Below are 16,544 nucleotides of genomic sequence, written 5' to 3' on the forward strand. Positions count from 1 at the left end.
CGCCACAGGAGCCCGCACCATGACCGACCCCATCCGCCTCTCCAAGCGCCTCGCCGAGCTGCTGCCCTGCTCGCGCCGCGACGCCGAGCTGTACATCGAGAACGGCTGGGTCAGCGTCGCCGGCCAGGTGGTGGAAGAACCCCACGCGCGGGTGACCGACGAAGTCATCAACCTGCACCCCGACGCCAAGCCGACGCCGGTGCCGCCGGTCACCCTGCTGCTGCACAAACCCGCCGGCGTGGATGAGGACGGCGCCCGCGCCCTGCTGGTGCCGGCCAACCTGGCGGCGGAGCAGGCCGGCGAGCGCACCCTGCGCAAGCACTTCTCGCGGCTGACGCAGATGGCCCCGCTGGAACCCCGGGCCAGCGGCCTGGTGATCTTCACCCAGGCCCACGGCGTCACCCTGCGCTTCGAGCGCCCGCTGGAAGAGGAATACACCGTCGACGTGCGCGGCGAAGCCGATGCCGAACACCTGGCGCGGGTGGCACGCGGGGTCGAGCACAAGGGCCGCCCGCTGCCCCGGGCCAAGGTCAGCTGGCAGAGCGAGAACCGCCTGCGCATCGCCCTGAAGAGCCCGCGCCCCGGCCAGCTGCGGCAGATCTGCGAGCACCTCGGCCTGGAGCTGCTGGGCCTGCGGCGCCTGCGCCTGGGCGGCGTCTCGGCAGCACGGCTGCAGCCGGGGCAGTGGCGCTACCTGCTGCCCGGCGAGAAGTTCTGAAGCGGCGGGCCAATGGCCCGCCTTCCTATGGATTGTCCAGGGTGGTCTTCACCAGGTTGCGGGTGTGCCCGGCGAAATGCCGGATCAGCTTCACCAGCACCTCGTTCAGCGCCGGATCGGTCTCCGCCGGCTTGAGCTGGTTGCCCGCACTGAAGCCCTGACCCGGCTGGGCACCGGCCAGCCACAGGCCGATGCGCTCGTCGAACTCGTCCGCCGCCTCATAGGACTCCTGCGCCACCACGTCCTGCAGGTAGCCGGGGCCGAACGGCGGGTAGCGTTCGTCGTCCGACGTGTCCGCATAGGCCCTGAGCAGCGGGTCGTCATTGCGCCCCTCGCGCAGCAGCCGGCGCAACCAGTCGGCCTGGTACTTCTCCACTTCCGTATGGCGGGTCGCCACCCGCTCGATGGCCGCCTCCTTGCCCGAGGTATCGCCCAACGCCGCCTGGATGGCCGTCCACATCAGCGTGGCGGTGTTTTCACCGGGCAGCGCCTTGGCGTGGTAGGGCTGGGTCAGGTCCTGCACGTAGTGCAGCGCCCAGCCGAGGAAGCGATAGCCCCAGTACGAGTGGCCACTCTCGAACGCCAGCCGCGCCAGCGCCATGTACTGGCGCACGCGCAGCTCCGGGTAGGTGCGGGCGAGGAACGGCGCGGCCTGATAGATGACCGCCGACTCGTGGTAGTAGCCGATGTGGAACGGCGCCTGTGACGAGTATTCGAAACGCGCATCACCGAAGGGCTGGGGGCCGAAGCCGTAGAGCGCGCCAACCTCGCCGGGGTTGTCCGAGAAGAGGTTGATGTCGTGCCCGTAGTCCGGCTCGTCCGCCGCGCTGGCGAGCACCGCGCGGGGACTCACCCGCTCCCCCGGCTCCACGGCCAGGAAGCGCCATTCGTTCCACAGGCTCAGCTTGCGGAACACCAGCACGTCCTGGGCCGGCAGCACCTTGGCCGCCGGCAGCTCCAGCCCCGGCAGCGCCTGGACGAAATACGCCAGGCGGATTTCCGGGCTGACCCGCAGCGCCATGAGGAAGGCACGACGCCGGTCGCCGCTGCCATCGGCAGTCCAGCGCAGGCTGTCCGGCCGGGCCGGGTAGTCCGGCAGCTCCTCGCGGGCACGCGCCTCCTGCTCGTCCAGTACCTGCTGCAGGGCCACCGCCTCGGCTGCGAGAAAGTCCTCCAGGCGCTCCACCTGCACCGGCTCGGCCTGGCGCAGCTCGGGCAGGTCGGCCAGCGCCAGCCAGGTGCCGAGGGAATGGTTGGACCAGGCCAGCAGGGTGGCCGGCGAACAGGCGATCAGGCCGCAGAGGGCGAGCAGCAGGCGTTTCATTGCATCTCCGTGTCTGGGGCGCCCTCTTGCCGGGGCGCTCGTCACGCAAGGGTAACAATCGAAGGAACGCCGGGGCACTGTCCAGGCAGGACAGGCGACTCACCAAATCGGTCGCTGCCCCTCGTCGGGCCATGGGAACCCGTGCCACAGGGCCGGTGGTCCACCCTCTGCGACCCCATCCACGAGGAGCCCGCCATGACCACGCCGATCACCCGCGACACCGCCATGCGCCTGGCCACCCAGGCCTTCCTGCCCTATGGCTGCCAGGCCCGGGCCCATGACGAGGACGACAGCTTCAGCTTCACCGTGACCGACCTCCACGGCGGCAAGGTGCTGGAGATCAGCCACGTCCGCAGCACCCAGTACGCCGACCCGGTGCGCCTGGCCGGCGTGCTGGAACAGGTTCGGCTGGACCTGACCCACCAGGGGCGCAACCTCGACCCCTGGGCCATGCCCTACATCCCCGATCCCGAGGTGCTACCGGAGACCCCGCCGAACTACTGAGGCTCAGGCCCTGGCCGCCTGGTCGGCCAGGGTGTCGAACACCTCCGGCACCAGCGCCGCACTGCCGCGCTCGGTCAGTTGCTCGCGCACCTGCAGATGCGCCGGCAGGCTGCTGCCGAGGATCTCCAGCAGGCGCACGCCACGCGCGCCCAGCATGAAATTCTCGCCGTTGCCACCCTCCGCTTCCGGGCGGTGTTCCAGGTAGCCGCCCTCCAGCAGCAGAGCCTCGTAGTCCGCGGCGCGCATCTTCAGCGCATCCAGGTTGCCGCCAGGGTCGCGACCGCTGGCCAGGCGTTCCTCGGCCAGTTGCGCGGCGTACTCGCGCGGGGCGAAGGGTCGGTTGGCGCCGTTCTGCGCCTCGTGCAGCAGGCGTTCGATCAGTTCCCAGTCGTAGTGCTCGTTCATGGCGATGACTCCTGTGGTGGTCCTCTTCCTTGCGACCGGACGACGCCCGGGCGGTTCGACCGACGAGGCGGACGGTCACCTGAACGAAAGCCGCCCGGGGGCAGTCGGAACTGCACAAGGCCCGATCCAGGAGAACCGCCGATGCCCCTTCGTCCCGCCTGCCTCGCTCCCGTGCTGCTGGCCCTGTCCGGCCTGGCCGAAGCCGGCCCGGAGCCCTTGCGCATCGAGCGGCTGGCCCGCTGCGGGGACCTGCTGGAGCCGACCCGGCAGACCTGGTGCCTCGGCGTGCGCGGGCTGGGCAAGGCCGACCCCGTGCTGCACCTGGGCGGGCGCACCCTGGCCGTGGAGCGGGAGCCCGCCGAGGGCCGGCTGCGCCTGCAGGTGGACGCCCGCGAACACCGCAGCGGGCCGGTCTGGCTGGAGATCGATGGCCGGCGCAGCAACCCGGTATGGCTGTCGCTCAACCGCAGCCACGTGCTGGCCGCCGGGCCGGATGAGGTGGCGAAGAACATGGACGGGCTGACCACCTACGTCGACCTGGTGAGCCTGCTGATCGAAGAAGACCGCGACGGCGCCCAGGAGGCCCAGCGCCTGGCCGGCAAGTACGGTGCCCAGGTCGTCGGCGCGATCCCGCCGCTGAACGTCTACCAGCTGCGCCTGCCGGCCCGCGACCTGACCGAGCGCGATGCCCTGGTGCTGCGCCTGGGCAGCGAGACCAGCGTCGACGCCGTGGTGGTGGAGGAATCCGCCCCCGAGAAGGGCGAAGAATCCGAAGCCGGGCCGGCGCGCAGCAAACCGGCGCCCGACTCGGACGAATGGGCCGCCAACCGCTTCATGGACGCGGTGAACTACTACACCCGGCGCATTCCCGCACACCAGGCCCCGGTGCCGGCCACCCCGGTGCGCATCGGGGTGATTGAGCGCGAGGTGGACTTCGACGCCCCCGACTTCGCCGACTACCTCGGTCCCTGCGAAGGGCCGCGCACCTGCCTCTACGCTCGCGACGCACGGCGCCCGGACAACCACGGCTCCACCGTGGCCGGCATCCTCGCGGCGCATGCCGGGCGCGGTGGCAACAGCGGCTTCCTGCGGGCACTGGACGGCGCCAGCCAGGGCTTCGAGGTGATCGTCGAGCGCAATGCCGATGCCGGCATCACCGCCAACATCGCCGCCTCGGTGAACCTGGTGGAGGACGGCGTGCGGGTCCTCAACTGGAGCTGGGGCATCCACCGGGTCGGCGCACGCAACGTGGAAGGCGACGAGGTGGACTCGCTGGTGCGCTCCGGCATCGCCATGAGCGGCTACGAGGAACTGCTGGAAGAGTTCTTCCTCTGGCTGCGCAAGGCCCACCCGGATGTGGTGGTGATCAACTCGGCGGGCAACGGCGCCTCTTTCTCCGGCACCGACGAGTACCGCCTGCCCTCCTCCTTCGTCACCGACCAGTTGCTGGTGGTGGGCGGCCACCAGCGCAGCGAACGCGAAGGCCTGGCGGTGGACGACCCGGCCTATGCGGTCAAGCGCAGCACCTCGAACATCGACATGCGGGTGGACATCACCGCCGCCGCCTGCACCCACGCCTCCACCCTGCAGGACGGCCAGCGCGGCGACGTGCACTGCGGCACCTCCTACGCCACGCCCATGGTCACCGGGGTGGTGGCCGCCATGCTCTCGATCAACCCGCGCCTGCAGCCGGACCAGCTGCGCATGCTGCTGCGCCGCAGCGCCATGACCATCGGCGGCGACTATGACTTCGAGCCCATGGATGCCGAGGACCTGACGGCCCCCATCCTGCCCTCGGAACGTCGCTACCGGCTCGATGACCCGGATGTCGGCCGCTCGGCACGGCTGGACATGCAGAAGGCCCTGGACCTGGCGGTCCGGAGCCGCGACCGCGTGCGCTGACGCACGCCCCTCAGGTGCCGAAACAGGAGGTCACCATGAACCCTCGTACCCCGCTCTTCGCCCTGGCACTGGCGCTCGCCGCACCGCTGCCGGCCCTGGCCACCTGCGGCGTGGACGACGCCGTCGAGCAGCGTGGGCAACTGGCCCGCGAGGTGCACCAGGCCACCGACAGCGACCCGAAGCAGGCAGCCCAGGTGAACAAGGAACTGCGCCAGGACAAGCCCGAGACGTCCGCCCGGCCGGGCACCGATGAATGCGCCGCCGCCGAGCGACGGGCCCGCGAAGTGGAACGCGCCGGCAGCGAGGCCGAACGCAAGACACCGAATCAGTAGCGCCCGTACTTGCGCTCGATCACGCCGTACTCGCCGCTCTCGCGGATGCGCCGCAGGCCGATGTTGAAGCGGTCGCGCTGGTAGGCGTGGAGGAAGCCCACCTTGTAGTCGGTGGGCTCGAAGAGATCGAACCAGGCCAGCGGCTGGGCCACGTCCACCTGGTCCCTCACCTCCTGGTTGAGGTAGTTGATGATGCGCCGGTCACCGATGACCACATCGATGCGCCGCGCATACAGCAACCGGTTGCGGGCGATCTGGTGGGCCTCTTCGCGGTAGCGCGGGTTGTTCTCGGCCATGGCCTGGAAGCGCGGCCCGAGCAGGAAGCGCGCACGCTGGAAGGCGCTCACCGAGTACTGCCCCAAATCCTCGATGGAGGACAGGGTCAGGTTCGAGGCGGCCAGCGCGATGGCGTAGTTGTGGTACTGCAGGTAGACGTCGGAATAGAACGCCTGCACCTGGCTCAGCTCGCTGGTGGGGGCAATGCCGTCCAGCTCGCCGCGCGCCAGCATCAGGTGCAGGCGCTCCATGGGCAGGTAGTGGTACTCCAGCTCGAAGCCGGCTTCACGGGCGGCGGCAGCGATGATCTCCACCTCCAGGCCGCGTTGCTCCGCTTCGAATACATAAGGTGGCTTCTCGGTGCCGAAACCGAACCGCAGGGTTTCCCCCTGTGCCAGCAGGGTCACCCCTGCCAGCACGATGCTGATGAACCACTTTCCCATGCCACCCCCTGGTCACTGCCTCGCAGAATAGTCGCTGGCGCTGTGGCTGCGCAGGGGGCAAGACGGCCGGTTACTGGATCTCCTCCGGCGTCACCACCACCCAGTTGCGGTCGGCGGTGACCGGCAGGCCCAGCTTGGCCTGGGACTCGGCGTTCTTCTTCTGCATGGCGGTGATCTGGTCCATGTACTTGGCCTTGCGGTTCACCCACACCCGCAGCCCGCCCTTCTCCACGTCGGTGCCGTGGAACAGCATGTAGCCATCGCTCTCGGGGGTATCACCGCCCACCAGGATCGGCTTCTTCCACTGGTCGATGTAGGTGAGGATGGCCGCCTGCTTGCCCGCCATCCAGGTGGCCGGGGTCCACAGGTAGGGGGTGACTTCCAGGTCGAGGTTGGCCTTCTCGTCGTAGTGGCCGTCCTTGATCTGCTTGCGCGCGGTGGTCAGGGCGCCGGTCTTGCGGTCCTTGAGCAGGGTGGTGACGCCGATGACGTTCTCGGGCTTCACGTTGTAGCCGTACTTGGGATCGGCGGCGACCATGCGCACCAGCTCTTCCAGGGCGGCGGTCATGATGTACACCTCGATGCCGTTCTCCCGGAGCTTGTTCATCAGCTCCTTCTGCCCGGTGAAGGGCTTGGGCGGGTTGATCTCGATGGTCTTGACCTCATCCCCCTCGTAGTAGGTGCTGGGGATCGGCTTGCCGTAGGCCATCAGCTCATCCACGTAGCCCTTCAGCTCGCGCAGGGTGAAGCCGGAGAACACCTGGGCCACCCAGGGGTAGCAGACCAGGTCGTCCACTTCGCAGAGGCGGTAGTAGTAGCTGTTGAGGCTTTCCTTGTGGCCGTTGACGTCCTTGAACGGGATGAGCTTGAGCGACGGGTCGAGCTTCTCGCGGGTCAGCACGCCCTTCATTTCCAGGAAGGGCAGCAGGGACTCCTCCAGGTCGTAGCGGTAGCTGGTGTTGTCCATGTCGAACACCGCGTAGGCGCCCTTGTTGGCGTTGGCGGCGATCAGCGCGTCCAGCTGCTTGGCGGCGGGCGCCGGCCAGTGGGCGAGTTCGGTGGCGGCTGCGGCGGGGCCGGCCAGGCCAAGGCACAGGGCGGCGGCGAGAAGCGTCCGGGTCAATGTCATCGCGTAGGTTCCCTCGGGGTGGGCGAGGCGCATCAGGCGCCCCGGGCCCCTGGACCCTAGCAGAGGACCATGACACCGCCATGACCGTAACCGACACGCACCATCGCGCCTGCGTCCACTTCAGTGCCAGCGCCACGCGACCCAGGCGCCGAAAGCCCCGAGGTGCAGCAGGACGATGAACCAGAAGCGCAACTGGTAGGGCAGCTTGCGGTTCTTGTGGCGGATCAGCCGCTGGGCCAGCAGGCCGCCGGGCCAGCCGCCGAGAAGCTCGAAGAGGTGCAGGCGCGCCTCGGGGATGCGCCGCATGCCGGCCACGGCCTGGCGCTTGTCGTACCAGTAGGCGACGAAGCAGACCAGGCTCATGACCAGGTAGACGAGGGCCAGCAGCTGCCAGCCCGAAGGGAGGGTCACTCAGCCGCCGGCTTGCGGCGCTTGAGCGGTGCCAGGCCGTCGCTGCTCACCACCTGCGGCTGCTCGCGGCGCGGGCTGGACGGCTTGCGCTTGGCGGCGGGCTTGGCGGACGCCTTGCCGGTGCTCTTCTTGTCGGTCTTTTTCTTCTTGGTACCGACTGCCTTGCCCGAGGCCTTGACCTTCTTCGGCCCGTTGTAGGTGCCTTTCAGCTCCTTGATCACGCGGCGCTCGAAGCTCTGCTTGAGGTAGCGCTCGACGCTGGACATCAGGTTCCAGTCGTTGTGGCAGATCAGCGAGACGGCCAGGCCCTCGCCGCCGGCACGGCCGGTGCGGCCGACGCGGTGCACGTACTCGTCGCCGGAGCGCGGCATGTCGAAGTTGATCACCAGGTCCATGCCTTCGATGTCCAGACCACGGGCCGCCACGTCGGTGGCCACCAGCACCTTGGTACCGCCCTCGCGCACGCGGTCGATGGCCAGCTTGCGGTCCTTCTGGTCCTTGTCGCCGTGCAGCACGAAGGCCTTGTAGCCGGCCGCCACCAGGTGGCCGTAGAAACGGTCGGCCTGGGCACGGGTGTTGGTGAAGACGATGGCCTTCTGGTAGGTCTCGTTGGCCAGCAGCCAGCGCGCCAGGGCTTCCTTGTGGTCCACGTCGTCGGCGGTGATGACTTGCTGGCGGGTCGACTCGTTAAGCTGCTCGATGCCGTTCAGGCGCAGGTGCAGCGGGTCCTTCAGGACCTGGGCGGACACCTCGCGCAGGGCCGCGCCGCCGGTGGTGGCGGAGAACAGCAGGGTCTGCTGGCGGTTGGCGCATTCGGCGGTGATGCGCTGCATGTCCTCGGCGAAGCCCATGTCCAGCATGCGGTCGGCCTCGTCCAGCACCAGCACTTCCACCTCCTTGAGGCTCACGGTGCCGGAGTTGAGGTGCTCGATCAGGCGGCCGGGGGTGCTCACCAGCACGTCCGGCAGCTTGCGCAGCATGGCGGCCTGGACCTTGAAGTCCTCGCCGCCGGTCACCAGGCCGGACTTGATGAAGGTGAACTGCGAGAAGCGCTCCACTTCCTTCAGGGTCTGCTGGGCCAGCTCCCGGGTCGGCAGCAGGATCAGCGAACGGATGCGCTCGCGGGGCTTGGCTTCACCGATCAGGCGGTTCAGCAGGGGTAGCACGAAGGCCGCCGTCTTGCCGCTGCCGGTGCGCGCGGTGACGCGCAGGTCGCGCCCTTCCAGCGCCGGGGGAATCGCCGCCTGCTGCACGGGCGTCGGTTCGACGAATTTCAGTTCGGCGACAGCCTTGAGCAGACGTTCGTGCAGGGCGAATTGGGAGAACACGGGTACCACCTCGATCGGAAGCCTGGAAAACAGCTGCGTAGGTTACCTTGTGTCGCGCCCGAACGCCCGCGATCCCTTCGCCGGCCCCTGCGCACGACTGAACTCGCGCCCGACCGGCCCACTCCAAACCCTGACGCCCCCGATCCCCTCTGCGGAAAGCCCCCATGACTGCTTCGCTCATCTATTACGTCGCCACCAGCCTCGACGGCTACATCGCCCGCCCCGACGGCCGGGTGGACTGGCTCGAACCCATCGAGCGCTCCGGCGACGACCACGGCTACCACGCCTTCTACGAAAGCATCGACGGTCTGCTGATGGGCCGGGGGACCTACGAGACCGTGCTGGCGATGGGCGGCGACTGGCCCTACCCCGGCAAGCCCTGTACCGTGCTCACCCGCGCCGACCTGCAACCCGCCGGCCCCCAGGTGAAGATCCGCCACAGCACGCCCCAGGAGGCCCTGGCGGAGCTGGCCGAGGCCGGCTGCAAGCGGGTCTGGCTGGTAGGTGGCGGGTCCCTCGCGGGCACCTGCTACGCTGCCGGCCTGCTGGACGAGCTGATCGTCAGCGTGATCCCCCACCTGCTCGGTGCGGGTATCCCGATGTTCGCCACCGGCCTCGAACGGCGCCTGCAACTGCACGAACAACGCAGCTTCGCCACCGGCGTGGTGCAGCTGCATTACCGACTGCTACCGGAAGCCCCTGCCCCATGACCACCCTCGACATCGCCGCCGCCTGCCTGATCGACGCCGACAACCGCCTGCTGCTGGTGCGCAAGCGCAACACTCGGGCCTTCATGCTTCCCGGCGGCAAGCGCGAGCCCGGCGAGAGCGCGCACGAGGCGCTGCGCCGTGAACTGCAGGAAGAGCTGGAACTGAGCCTGCCGGCCGAGGCCCTGAGCCCGCTGGGGTCATTCCGCGCGGCAGCGGCCAACGAGCCGGACACCTGGGTCGAGGCCCAGGTCTTCGTCGCACGCCTGGAGCAGCCGGTGGCACCCGCCGCCGAGCTGGAGGAACTGGCCTGGCTGGCCCCCGGCCAACCGCTGCCGGACACCCTGGCCCCACTGCTGCGGGAACAGGTCCTGCCGGCCCTGGCCGCTCACCCCGCCTTCGCCTGAAGGCTGCGCCTCACACGCCCAGCTGGCGCGCCTGGCGCCGCAGCAGCTGGGCGCTGTCCCAGCCGATCAGCAGCACCGCCAGCCAGATGGGCAGGTAGGTCCACAGCTGCGCCGGGTCGAACGCCTCGCCGAGGAACACCACCGCCACCGCGAACAGCAGCACCGGCTCCACGTAGCTGAGGATGCCGAACAGCCCCAGCGGCAGCAGCCGGCTGGAAGCCATCATCGCCGCAAAGGCCAGGGTGCCCAGCACGCCCAGCCCGGGAATCAGCCACCACAGCGCCGGGGACTGGGCGAACGCGCCCTCGGGGCCGTGGGCGATGATCAGCCAGGCCGCCAGGGGGGCCAGCACCAGCATTTCGAGGATGAAACCGGACAGCGCATCCAGGCGCATCCAGCGGCGCAGCATGAAATACGGCGGGTAGCCCAACGCCGTGACCAGCGTCAGCCAGGAGAAGGCGCGGGTCATCCACAACTCGTGGAGCACCCCGGCCAGCGCGCAGATCACCGCCAGCAGTTGCAGCGGACGCAGGCGCTCGTTGTAGAACAGCCGGCCGCACACCACCATCGCCAGCGGCAGCAGGAAGTAGCCCAGCGACACCTCCAGCATCCGCCCCTGCAACGGCGCCCAGAGGAACAGCCCCCACTGCAGGCCGATCAGCAACGCCGCCAGCGGCAGCGCCGCCAGCAACAGCGGCTCGCGCCGCAACCGCACGAGCACCCCGCCAAGGGTGGCCCACTGGCGACTCAGCGCCACCAGCAGCAACACCGCCGGAATCGACCAGAGCACGCGCTGGGCGAACACCTGCACACCATCCAGCGGCGCCAGCTCGCGCACGTAGCCCGGCATCAGCGCAAACAGCACCGACGCCACCAGGGACAGGGCGACACCGCGCCCGGACAGCCTCACCGGCACACCGTGACGGCTGGGTAGAAGAACGAAGAAGACATGGCAGGCCTCTGATTGCAGCCGGCGAAAATACCCGCTCGTCACCAGCAGAGGAAGCTTACCCACGCACGTGCGGACCCGCTGGGACCAACCCGGCATCCACGGGCCTGAAAGCGGCACCTGCCTACCAAACTCCCGCTTCGGTAATCCAGTCGGCCGAAGCAGAGCGGTGGGCTGAAGCCCACCCTACGCCCACCGACTCTCACCTCACCGGCTTCGCGAGCAGAGCGCGCTCCAACGAGAAGCGAGCGCCCATAAAAAAGCCCGGCCATGGGCCGGGCGGAGTGTGTGCGTCGGGATCACGCACGGAGCAATCGGGTGAAGCCGGTCAGGCAACCTTGACCAGTTGCGCACGGGCCTGGGCGATGCCCTTCTCCTGGAACTCGGCGCCCATGTTCAGGCCCTCGGCATGGATGAAGGTGACGTCATGGATGCCGATGAACGCCAGCGCCTGACGCAGGTAGGGCTCCTGGTGGTCCAGCGGGCCACCGGCGTACACGCCGCCACGGGCGGTGAGGACGAAGGCGCGCTTGCCGCTGAGCAGGCCCTGGGGGCCGGTCTCGGTGTACTTGAAGGTCACCCCGGCGCGCAGCACGTGGTCCAGCCAGGCCTTGAGGGTGCTGGGGATGCCGAAGTTGTACATCGGCGCTGCCAGCACCAGCACATCGGCCGCCAGCAGTTCCTCGGTGAGTCGGTTGGAGCGGGCCAGGGCCGCGCGCTCGGCGTCGTTCTGCTGGTCAGCCGGCTTCATCCAGCCGCCCAGCAGGTCGCTGTCCAGGTGCGGCACGCTTTCCTGGGCCAGGTCGCGCACCACCACCTCGTCGGCCGGGTGGGCGGCCTTCCATTGGGCGATGAACTCGGCGGTCAGTTGGCGGGAGATGGAACCCTGTTGGCGGGCACTGCTTTCGACGATGAGGACACGGGACATGCTGGCTGCTCCATCAAGAACGGTTGCGATTCGATGGAGCGCAGCTTAGGAGGACACAATTCGATAAAAAAGCGAAAAAATCCGCTACTAAATATCGATGTTTTTAATTTATAAAGGCCTCCTGATCGACCAGGAGGCGGCGCAATCAAACCGGCTTGCAGGTCAGCCCGACGCGCAGGCGGATGATGCTGCGGTTGAACTTGGCGGTCAGCGAGACGCTCTCCCCCGGTGCGATCACCGAGCGGCGCACCCGAGGGGTTTCCGGGCCGTTGACGAAGCGCGCGGTGCATTCGGCGCGGGTCCCGCCCAGGTTGTAGACGGTGATGGCGCCCATGTTGTGGTCGATGTCATTGGTCTGGTAGGAAATCTCGGCACCGTTGTACTGCTTCTCCACCTCGATGGGGTAGGCCAGGGCGACGCCGGGCAGGCAGGCCAGCAGGGTACAGAGCATTGTTGTTTTCATCGGGGGTCTCCGCTGCGGTGGGCCGCCAGATTACAGGAGAGCGCCGATCCAGGTCATCGGCGCCGGTCAACGTGAGGAGCCAGCCATGAAAGCGCCCCGGGTCACCCTGGACCAATGGAGAACCCTGCAGGCCGTGGTGGACCACGGCGGCTTCGCCCAGGCGGCGGAGGCCACCCACCGCTCCCAGTCCTCGGTGAGCTACACCATCGCGCGCATGCAGGAACAGCTCGGCGTGCCGCTGCTGCGCATCGACGGGCGCAAGGCGGTGCTCACCGAAGCCGGCGAGGTGCTGCTGCGCCGCTCCCGCCACCTGGTCAAGGCCGCCAGCCAGCTGGAGGAACTGGCCCACCACATGGAACAGGGCTGGGAGGCCGAGGTGCGCCTGGTGGTCGACGCCGCCTACCCCACCGCCCGCCTGCTGCGCGCACTGGCCGCGTTCATGCCGCAGAGCCGAGGCTGCCGGGTGCGCCTGCGCGAGGAGGTGCTGTCCGGCGTGGAGGAGGTGCTGCTGGAGGGTACCGCCGACCTGGCCATCACCAGCCTCACCGTGGCCGGCTACCTGGGTACCGAACTGTGCAACGTGGAGTTCGTCGCCGTGGCCCACCCCGACCACCCGCTGCATCGGCTCAACCGCACCCTCAGCTTCCAGGACCTGGAAAGCCAGCTGCAGGTGGTGATCCGCGACTCCGGCCGCACCCAGCCCCGCGACGTCGGCTGGCTGGGCGCCGAACAGCGCTGGACGGTGGGCAGCCTGCCCACCGCCGCCAACTTCGTCAGCAACGGCCTGGGCTTCGCCTGGCTGCCGCGCCACATCATCGAACGGGAGCTGGCCGACGGCCTGCTCAAGCCGTTGCCGCTGGACCAGGGCGCCACCCGGCACCCGAACTTCTTCCTCTACGCGAGCAAGGAGAAGGCCCTGGGACCGGCCTCGCAGATCCTCGTCGAGCTGATCAAGACCTTCGACTCGACGCCCCTCAACGCCCCTTTCGCCGCGCCGATGCCCAGCGCCTGAGGAGCCCGCCATGCCCTGGTTCGACCATCACGGCTGTCGCCTGCACTACGAAATCCACGGCCAGGGCACCCCGGTGCTGCTGGTGCACGGCCTCGGCTCCAGCACCCTGGACTGGGAGTACCAGCTCCCCGCCCTCAGCGCCCGCCACCAGGTGGTGCTGATGGACGTGCGCGGCCACGGCCAGTCGGACAAGCCCCGCGAGCGCTACAGCATCGCCGGCTTCGCCGCCGACGCCGCCGCACTGATCGAGCACCTGGGCCTGGCCCCGGTGCACCTGGTAGGCATCAGCATGGGCGGGATGATCGGCTTCCAGCTCGGCGTCGACCGCCCCGAACTGCTGCGCAGCCTGACCATCGTCAACAGCGCACCGGAAGTGAAACCCCGCAGCCCGCGCGACTACCTGGAAGTGGCCAAGCGCTGGACCCTCTCGCGCCTGCTGGGGCTGGACACCATCGCCAAGGCCCTGGGCCGCCTGCTGTTCCCGCTGCCGGAGCAGGCCGAGCTGCGCGCCAAGGTGGAAGAACGCTGGCCGCGCAACGACAAGCGCGCCTACCTCGCCGCCCTCGACGCCATCATCGGCTGGGGCGTGCGGGAACGCCTGGCCCGCATCACCTGTCCTACGCTGGTGGTGACGGCCGACCGGGACTACACCCCGGTGGCGCAAAAGGAGGCCTACGTCCGCGAATTGCCCGATGCCCGCCTGGTGGTGATCGAGCAATCCCGCCATGCCACCCCGCTGGATCAACCGCAACGCTTCAACACCACCCTCCTCGGCTTCCTCCACGAGGTCGAGCACAACAAGGAACGCCCCACATGCTGAAGAAACTCGCCCTCGCGGCCTGCACCCTGCTGTTCGCCTCCCACCTGCTGGCCGCCGGCAACCCCCACGTCACCCTCAACACCTCCGCCGGGGAGATCGAGCTGGAGCTGGACGAAGCCAAGGCGCCGATCACCGTGAAGAACTTCCTCGCCTACGTGGACGCGGGCTTCTACAACGGCACCGTGTTCCACCGGGTCATCCCCGGCTTCATGATCCAGGGCGGCGGCATGACCGCCGACATGCAGGACAAGTCCACCAACCCGCCGATCAAGAACGAAGCCGACAACGGCCTGCACAACGTGCGCGGCACCATCGCCATGGCCCGCACCCAGGCCACCGACTCGGCCACCAGCCAGTTCTTCATCAACCACCGCGACAACGCCGCGCTGGACCACGGTGCCCGGGGCTTCGGCTACGCGGTGTTCGGCAAGGTGGTGCGCGGCATGGACGTGGTCGACCAGATCGCCAACGTCCCCACCGGTCGCCGTGGCATGCACCAGGACGTGCCTGTGCAGCCGGTGGTGATCCTCTCCGCCAAGCGCTCCTGACCCTCGCGGCCCGCCTCGGCGGGCCGCTGCACACGGGGCCGGCTCCCTGGAGCCGGCCCCGTTCCTCGTCGAGGTCCCGCCATGTTCCGCCGCTTCGAACGCCTGATCGACGTCTTCCGACCGGCCCCTGACGACACCCCGCCACGCAGCGTGCTGCGCTTCTACCTGCACTACCTGCGCCAGGTCTGGCCGGTGTTCGCCGCCCTGCTGGTGGTGGGGCTGATCGTGGCGCTGATCGAAGTGGCGATGTTCAGCTTCCTCGGACGCATCGTCGACCTGGCGCAGTCCACCCCGGCCGGCGAACTGTTCAGCGCCCACGGCCACGAGCTGCTGTGGATGGCGGTGGTGACGCTGCTGCTGCGCCCGCTGTTCAACGCCCTGCACGACCTGCTGGTGCACCAGAGCATCAACCCCAGCCTGACCAACCTGATCCGCTGGCAGAACCACCGCTACGTGCTCAAGCAGAGCCTCGGCTTCTTCCAGAACGACTTCGCCGGCCGCATCGCCCAGCGCATCATGCAGACTGGCAACTCCCTGCGGGACTCCGCCGTGCAGGCGGTGGATGCCCTCTGGCACGTGCTGATCTACGCCGTCAGCTCCCTGGTGCTGTTCGCCGAGGCCGACTGGCGGCTGATGCTGCCGCTGGTGGCCTGGATCATCGCCTACGTCATCGCCATCGCCTGGTTCGTGCCGCGGGTCAAGCAGCGCTCGGTGGAGTCCTCCGATGCCCGCTCGCGGCTGATGGGGCGCATCGTCGACGGCTACACCAACATCACCACCCTCAAGCTGTTCGCCCACACCCGTGACGAAGAGGGCTACGCCCGCGAAGCGCTGGACGAGCAGACCTGGCGCAGCCAGCTGGCCGCGCGGGTGGTCACCATCATGGACACCGTCGTCACCCTGCTCGGCGGCGCCCTGGTGGTCAGCACCTGCGGCCTCGCCCTGTGGCTGTGGAACCAGGGCCTGATCAGCGCCGGCGCCATCGCCCTGGCCACCGGGCTGGTGATCCGCATCATCAACATGTCCGGCTGGATCATGTGGGTGGTCAACGGCATCTTCGACAACATCGGCCAGGTGCAGGACGGCATCCAGACCATCGCCGTGCCGCGCCAGGTGGTGGACACCCCCGACGCCCAGCCCCTGCAGGTGCAACGTGGCGAGGTGCGCTTCGAGGCGGTGCGCTTCCACTACGGCAAGGGCAGCGGGGTGATCGAGCACCTGGACCTGCACGTGCGCCCCGGCGAGAAGATCGGCCTGGTGGGCCCTTCCGGCGCCGGCAAGTCGACCCTGGTGAACCTGCTGCTGCGCCTCTACGACCTGGAAGGCGGGCGCATCCTCATCGATGGCCAGGACATCGCCCAGGTGACCCAGGACAGCCTGCGCGCGCAGATCGGCATGGTCACCCAGGACACCTCGCTGCTGCACCGCTCCATCCGCGAGAACCTGCTCTACGGCCGCCCGGACGCGGACGATGCGGCGCTCTGGGACGCGGTGAGCAAGGCCCGCGCCGACGGCTTCATCCCCCAGCTCAGCGACGCCGAAGGCCGCCACGGCCTGGACGCCCACGTCGGCGAGCGCGGCGTGAAGCTCTCCGGCGGCCAGCGCCAGCGCATCGCCATCGCCCGCGTGCTGCTCAAGGACGCACCACTGCTGATCCTCGACGAGGCCACCTCGGCGCTGGATTCGGAAGTGGAAGCGGCTATCCAGGAAAGCCTGGAGAGCCTGATGCGCGGCAAGACGGTGATCGCCATCGCCCACCGCCTCTCCACCATCGCCCGCATGGACCGCCTGGTGGTCCTCGACCAGGGCCGCGTGGTGGAAAGCGGCAGCCACGCCGAGCTGCTCGCCCAGGGCGGCCTCTACGCTCGCCTGTGGCGCCACCAGACCGGTGGCTTCGTCGGCGTCGACTAGATCCTCAACCCTCCCAACACCATGGGC

18 protein-coding genes and 1 pseudogene are annotated in these 16,544 nt (G+C 68.9%); 10 read left to right on the plus strand and 9 right to left on the minus strand.

Features of this window, described 5'->3' with window-relative positions; translation table 11 throughout:
• The first annotated feature begins 19 nt into the window (after positions 1-19).
• Positions 20-718, plus strand: coding sequence for an RNA pseudouridine synthase (locus FBY21_RS12485; protein ID WP_074969082.1), 699 nt, complete (start codon positions 20-22; stop codon positions 716-718).
• A gap of 25 nt (positions 719-743) precedes the next feature.
• Here FBY21_RS12485 and FBY21_RS12490 read toward each other — a convergent pair whose 3' ends face one another.
• A complete protein-coding gene (locus FBY21_RS12490) occupies positions 744-2,042 on the minus strand; it encodes a phospholipase (RefSeq protein WP_142011364.1) in 1,299 nt (432 codons plus the stop codon).
• A gap of 195 nt (positions 2,043-2,237) precedes the next feature.
• Here FBY21_RS12490 and FBY21_RS12495 point away from each other — a divergent pair, with 195 nt between their 5' ends.
• A complete protein-coding gene (locus FBY21_RS12495) occupies positions 2,238-2,546 on the plus strand; it encodes a hypothetical protein (protein WP_044413524.1) in 309 nt (102 codons plus the stop codon).
• A 3-nt stretch (positions 2,547-2,549) separates the two neighbouring features.
• Here the strand turns inward: FBY21_RS12495 and FBY21_RS12500 are convergent, their stop codons facing one another.
• Positions 2,550-2,951 (minus strand): transcriptional regulator, encoded by a 402-nt coding sequence (locus FBY21_RS12500; protein ID WP_142011366.1) that lies wholly within the window; start codon positions 2,949-2,951, stop codon positions 2,550-2,552.
• A gap of 141 nt (positions 2,952-3,092) precedes the next feature.
• Here FBY21_RS12500 and FBY21_RS12505 point away from each other — a divergent pair, with 141 nt between their 5' ends.
• Complete coding sequence (locus FBY21_RS12505; protein WP_142011368.1) at positions 3,093-4,853, plus strand: S8/S53 family peptidase; 1,761 nt, start codon at positions 3,093-3,095, stop codon at positions 4,851-4,853.
• Positions 4,854-4,888: 35 nt separating this feature from the next.
• Complete coding sequence (locus FBY21_RS12510; RefSeq protein ID WP_142011370.1) at positions 4,889-5,185, plus strand: hypothetical protein; 297 nt, start codon at positions 4,889-4,891, stop codon at positions 5,183-5,185.
• On the opposite strand, the gene FBY21_RS12515 is transcribed toward FBY21_RS12510, so the two are convergent.
• The 4 genes and pseudogenes from FBY21_RS12515 to FBY21_RS12530 form a co-directional block, all read right to left on the minus strand.
• Positions 5,179-5,904, minus strand: coding sequence for a substrate-binding periplasmic protein (locus tag FBY21_RS12515; protein ID WP_142011373.1), 726 nt, complete (start codon positions 5,902-5,904; stop codon positions 5,179-5,181). The genes FBY21_RS12510 and FBY21_RS12515 overlap by 7 nt on opposite strands.
• A 70-nt stretch (positions 5,905-5,974) precedes the next feature.
• On the minus strand, positions 5,975-7,033 hold the full coding sequence (locus tag FBY21_RS12520) for a haloacid dehalogenase-like hydrolase (RefSeq protein ID WP_044413514.1): 1,059 nt from the start codon (positions 7,031-7,033) through the stop codon (positions 5,975-5,977).
• Between the two features lie 162 nt (positions 7,034-7,195).
• A pseudogene (locus FBY21_RS12525) lies at positions 7,196-7,426 on the minus strand (DUF1294 domain-containing protein); the annotation flags it as partial.
• Between the two features lie 14 nt (positions 7,427-7,440).
• Positions 7,441-8,772, minus strand: coding sequence for a DEAD/DEAH box helicase (locus FBY21_RS12530; RefSeq protein ID WP_142011375.1), 1,332 nt, complete (start codon positions 8,770-8,772; stop codon positions 7,441-7,443).
• A 164-nt stretch (positions 8,773-8,936) separates the two neighbouring features.
• Here FBY21_RS12530 and FBY21_RS12535 point away from each other — a divergent pair, with 164 nt between their 5' ends.
• Both FBY21_RS12535 and FBY21_RS12540 read left to right on the plus strand, forming a co-directional pair.
• Positions 8,937-9,482 carry a dihydrofolate reductase family protein gene (locus FBY21_RS12535; RefSeq protein WP_107328584.1) on the plus strand — a complete coding sequence of 182 codons (546 nt, stop codon included), beginning with the start codon at positions 8,937-8,939 and terminating at the stop codon, positions 9,480-9,482.
• Positions 9,479-9,886, plus strand: a complete 408-nt coding sequence (locus FBY21_RS12540; RefSeq protein ID WP_074969097.1) for an NUDIX hydrolase — start codon at positions 9,479-9,481, stop codon at positions 9,884-9,886. The genes FBY21_RS12535 and FBY21_RS12540 overlap by 4 nt, the downstream gene beginning before the upstream one ends.
• 10 nt (positions 9,887-9,896) lie before the next feature.
• Here FBY21_RS12540 and rarD read toward each other — a convergent pair whose 3' ends face one another.
• The 3 genes from rarD to FBY21_RS12555 form a co-directional block, all read right to left on the minus strand.
• Complete coding sequence (gene rarD / locus FBY21_RS12545) at positions 9,897-10,796, minus strand: EamA family transporter RarD (protein WP_074969099.1); 900 nt, start codon at positions 10,794-10,796, stop codon at positions 9,897-9,899.
• Between the two features lie 367 nt (positions 10,797-11,163).
• Complete coding sequence (locus FBY21_RS12550; protein WP_044413500.1) at positions 11,164-11,763, minus strand: FMN-dependent NADH-azoreductase; 600 nt, start codon at positions 11,761-11,763, stop codon at positions 11,164-11,166.
• A 145-nt stretch (positions 11,764-11,908) separates the two neighbouring features.
• A complete protein-coding gene (locus FBY21_RS12555; protein WP_044413498.1) occupies positions 11,909-12,226 on the minus strand; it encodes an S-Ena type endospore appendage in 318 nt (105 codons plus the stop codon).
• 85 nt (positions 12,227-12,311) lie between these two features.
• Here FBY21_RS12555 and FBY21_RS12560 point away from each other — a divergent pair, with 85 nt between their 5' ends.
• The 4 genes from FBY21_RS12560 (at position 12,312) to FBY21_RS12575 (ending at position 16,517) form a co-directional block, all read left to right on the plus strand.
• Positions 12,312-13,238, plus strand: a complete 927-nt coding sequence (locus FBY21_RS12560; protein ID WP_044413495.1) for a LysR family transcriptional regulator — start codon at positions 12,312-12,314, stop codon at positions 13,236-13,238.
• A gap of 10 nt (positions 13,239-13,248) precedes the next feature.
• The gene (locus FBY21_RS12565) at positions 13,249-14,058 is read left to right on the plus strand and encodes an alpha/beta fold hydrolase (RefSeq protein WP_074969103.1); all 810 of its coding nucleotides are present in this window, start codon (positions 13,249-13,251) and stop codon (positions 14,056-14,058) included.
• Positions 14,052-14,606 (plus strand): peptidylprolyl isomerase, encoded by a 555-nt coding sequence (locus FBY21_RS12570; protein WP_044413490.1) that lies wholly within the window; start codon positions 14,052-14,054, stop codon positions 14,604-14,606. The genes FBY21_RS12565 and FBY21_RS12570 overlap by 7 nt, the downstream gene beginning before the upstream one ends.
• An 81-nt stretch (positions 14,607-14,687) precedes the next feature.
• Positions 14,688-16,517: an ABC transporter ATP-binding protein gene (locus FBY21_RS12575; protein ID WP_142011378.1), complete on the plus strand. Its 1,830-nt coding sequence runs from the start codon at positions 14,688-14,690 to the stop codon at positions 16,515-16,517.
• Positions 16,518-16,544 lie beyond the last annotated feature (27 nt).

Source organism: Pseudomonas sp. SLBN-26 (assembly GCF_006715895.1).
Classification (GTDB): Bacteria; Pseudomonadota; Gammaproteobacteria; order Pseudomonadales; family Pseudomonadaceae; genus Metapseudomonas; species Metapseudomonas otitidis.

Coding starts and splice junctions, on each gene's coding strand:
- FBY21_RS12485 (WP_074969082.1), top strand. CDS start 20: ATGACCGACCCCATCCGCCTCTCCAAGCGCCTCGCCGAGCTGCTGCCC.
- FBY21_RS12500 (WP_142011366.1), bottom strand. CDS start 2,951: ATGAACGAGCACTACGACTGGGAACTGATCGAACGCCTGCTGCACGAG.
- FBY21_RS12550 (WP_044413500.1), bottom strand. CDS start 11,763: ATGTCCCGTGTCCTCATCGTCGAAAGCAGTGCCCGCCAACAGGGTTCC.
- FBY21_RS12575 (WP_142011378.1), top strand. CDS start 14,688: ATGTTCCGCCGCTTCGAACGCCTGATCGACGTCTTCCGACCGGCCCCT.
- FBY21_RS12540 (WP_074969097.1), top strand. CDS start 9,479: ATGACCACCCTCGACATCGCCGCCGCCTGCCTGATCGACGCCGACAAC.
- FBY21_RS12505 (WP_142011368.1), top strand. CDS start 3,093: ATGCCCCTTCGTCCCGCCTGCCTCGCTCCCGTGCTGCTGGCCCTGTCC.
- FBY21_RS12515 (WP_142011373.1), bottom strand. CDS start 5,904: ATGGGAAAGTGGTTCATCAGCATCGTGCTGGCAGGGGTGACCCTGCTG.
- FBY21_RS12535 (WP_107328584.1), top strand. CDS start 8,937: ATGACTGCTTCGCTCATCTATTACGTCGCCACCAGCCTCGACGGCTAC.
- FBY21_RS12560 (WP_044413495.1), top strand. CDS start 12,312: ATGAAAGCGCCCCGGGTCACCCTGGACCAATGGAGAACCCTGCAGGCC.
- FBY21_RS12555 (WP_044413498.1), bottom strand. CDS start 12,226: ATGAAAACAACAATGCTCTGTACCCTGCTGGCCTGCCTGCCCGGCGTC.
- FBY21_RS12565 (WP_074969103.1), top strand. CDS start 13,249: ATGCCCTGGTTCGACCATCACGGCTGTCGCCTGCACTACGAAATCCAC.
- FBY21_RS12510 (WP_142011370.1), top strand. CDS start 4,889: ATGAACCCTCGTACCCCGCTCTTCGCCCTGGCACTGGCGCTCGCCGCA.
- FBY21_RS12495 (WP_044413524.1), top strand. CDS start 2,238: ATGACCACGCCGATCACCCGCGACACCGCCATGCGCCTGGCCACCCAG.
- FBY21_RS12520 (WP_044413514.1), bottom strand. CDS start 7,033: ATGACATTGACCCGGACGCTTCTCGCCGCCGCCCTGTGCCTTGGCCTG.
- FBY21_RS12570 (WP_044413490.1), top strand. CDS start 14,052: ATGCTGAAGAAACTCGCCCTCGCGGCCTGCACCCTGCTGTTCGCCTCC.
- FBY21_RS12490 (WP_142011364.1), bottom strand. CDS start 2,042: ATGAAACGCCTGCTGCTCGCCCTCTGCGGCCTGATCGCCTGTTCGCCG.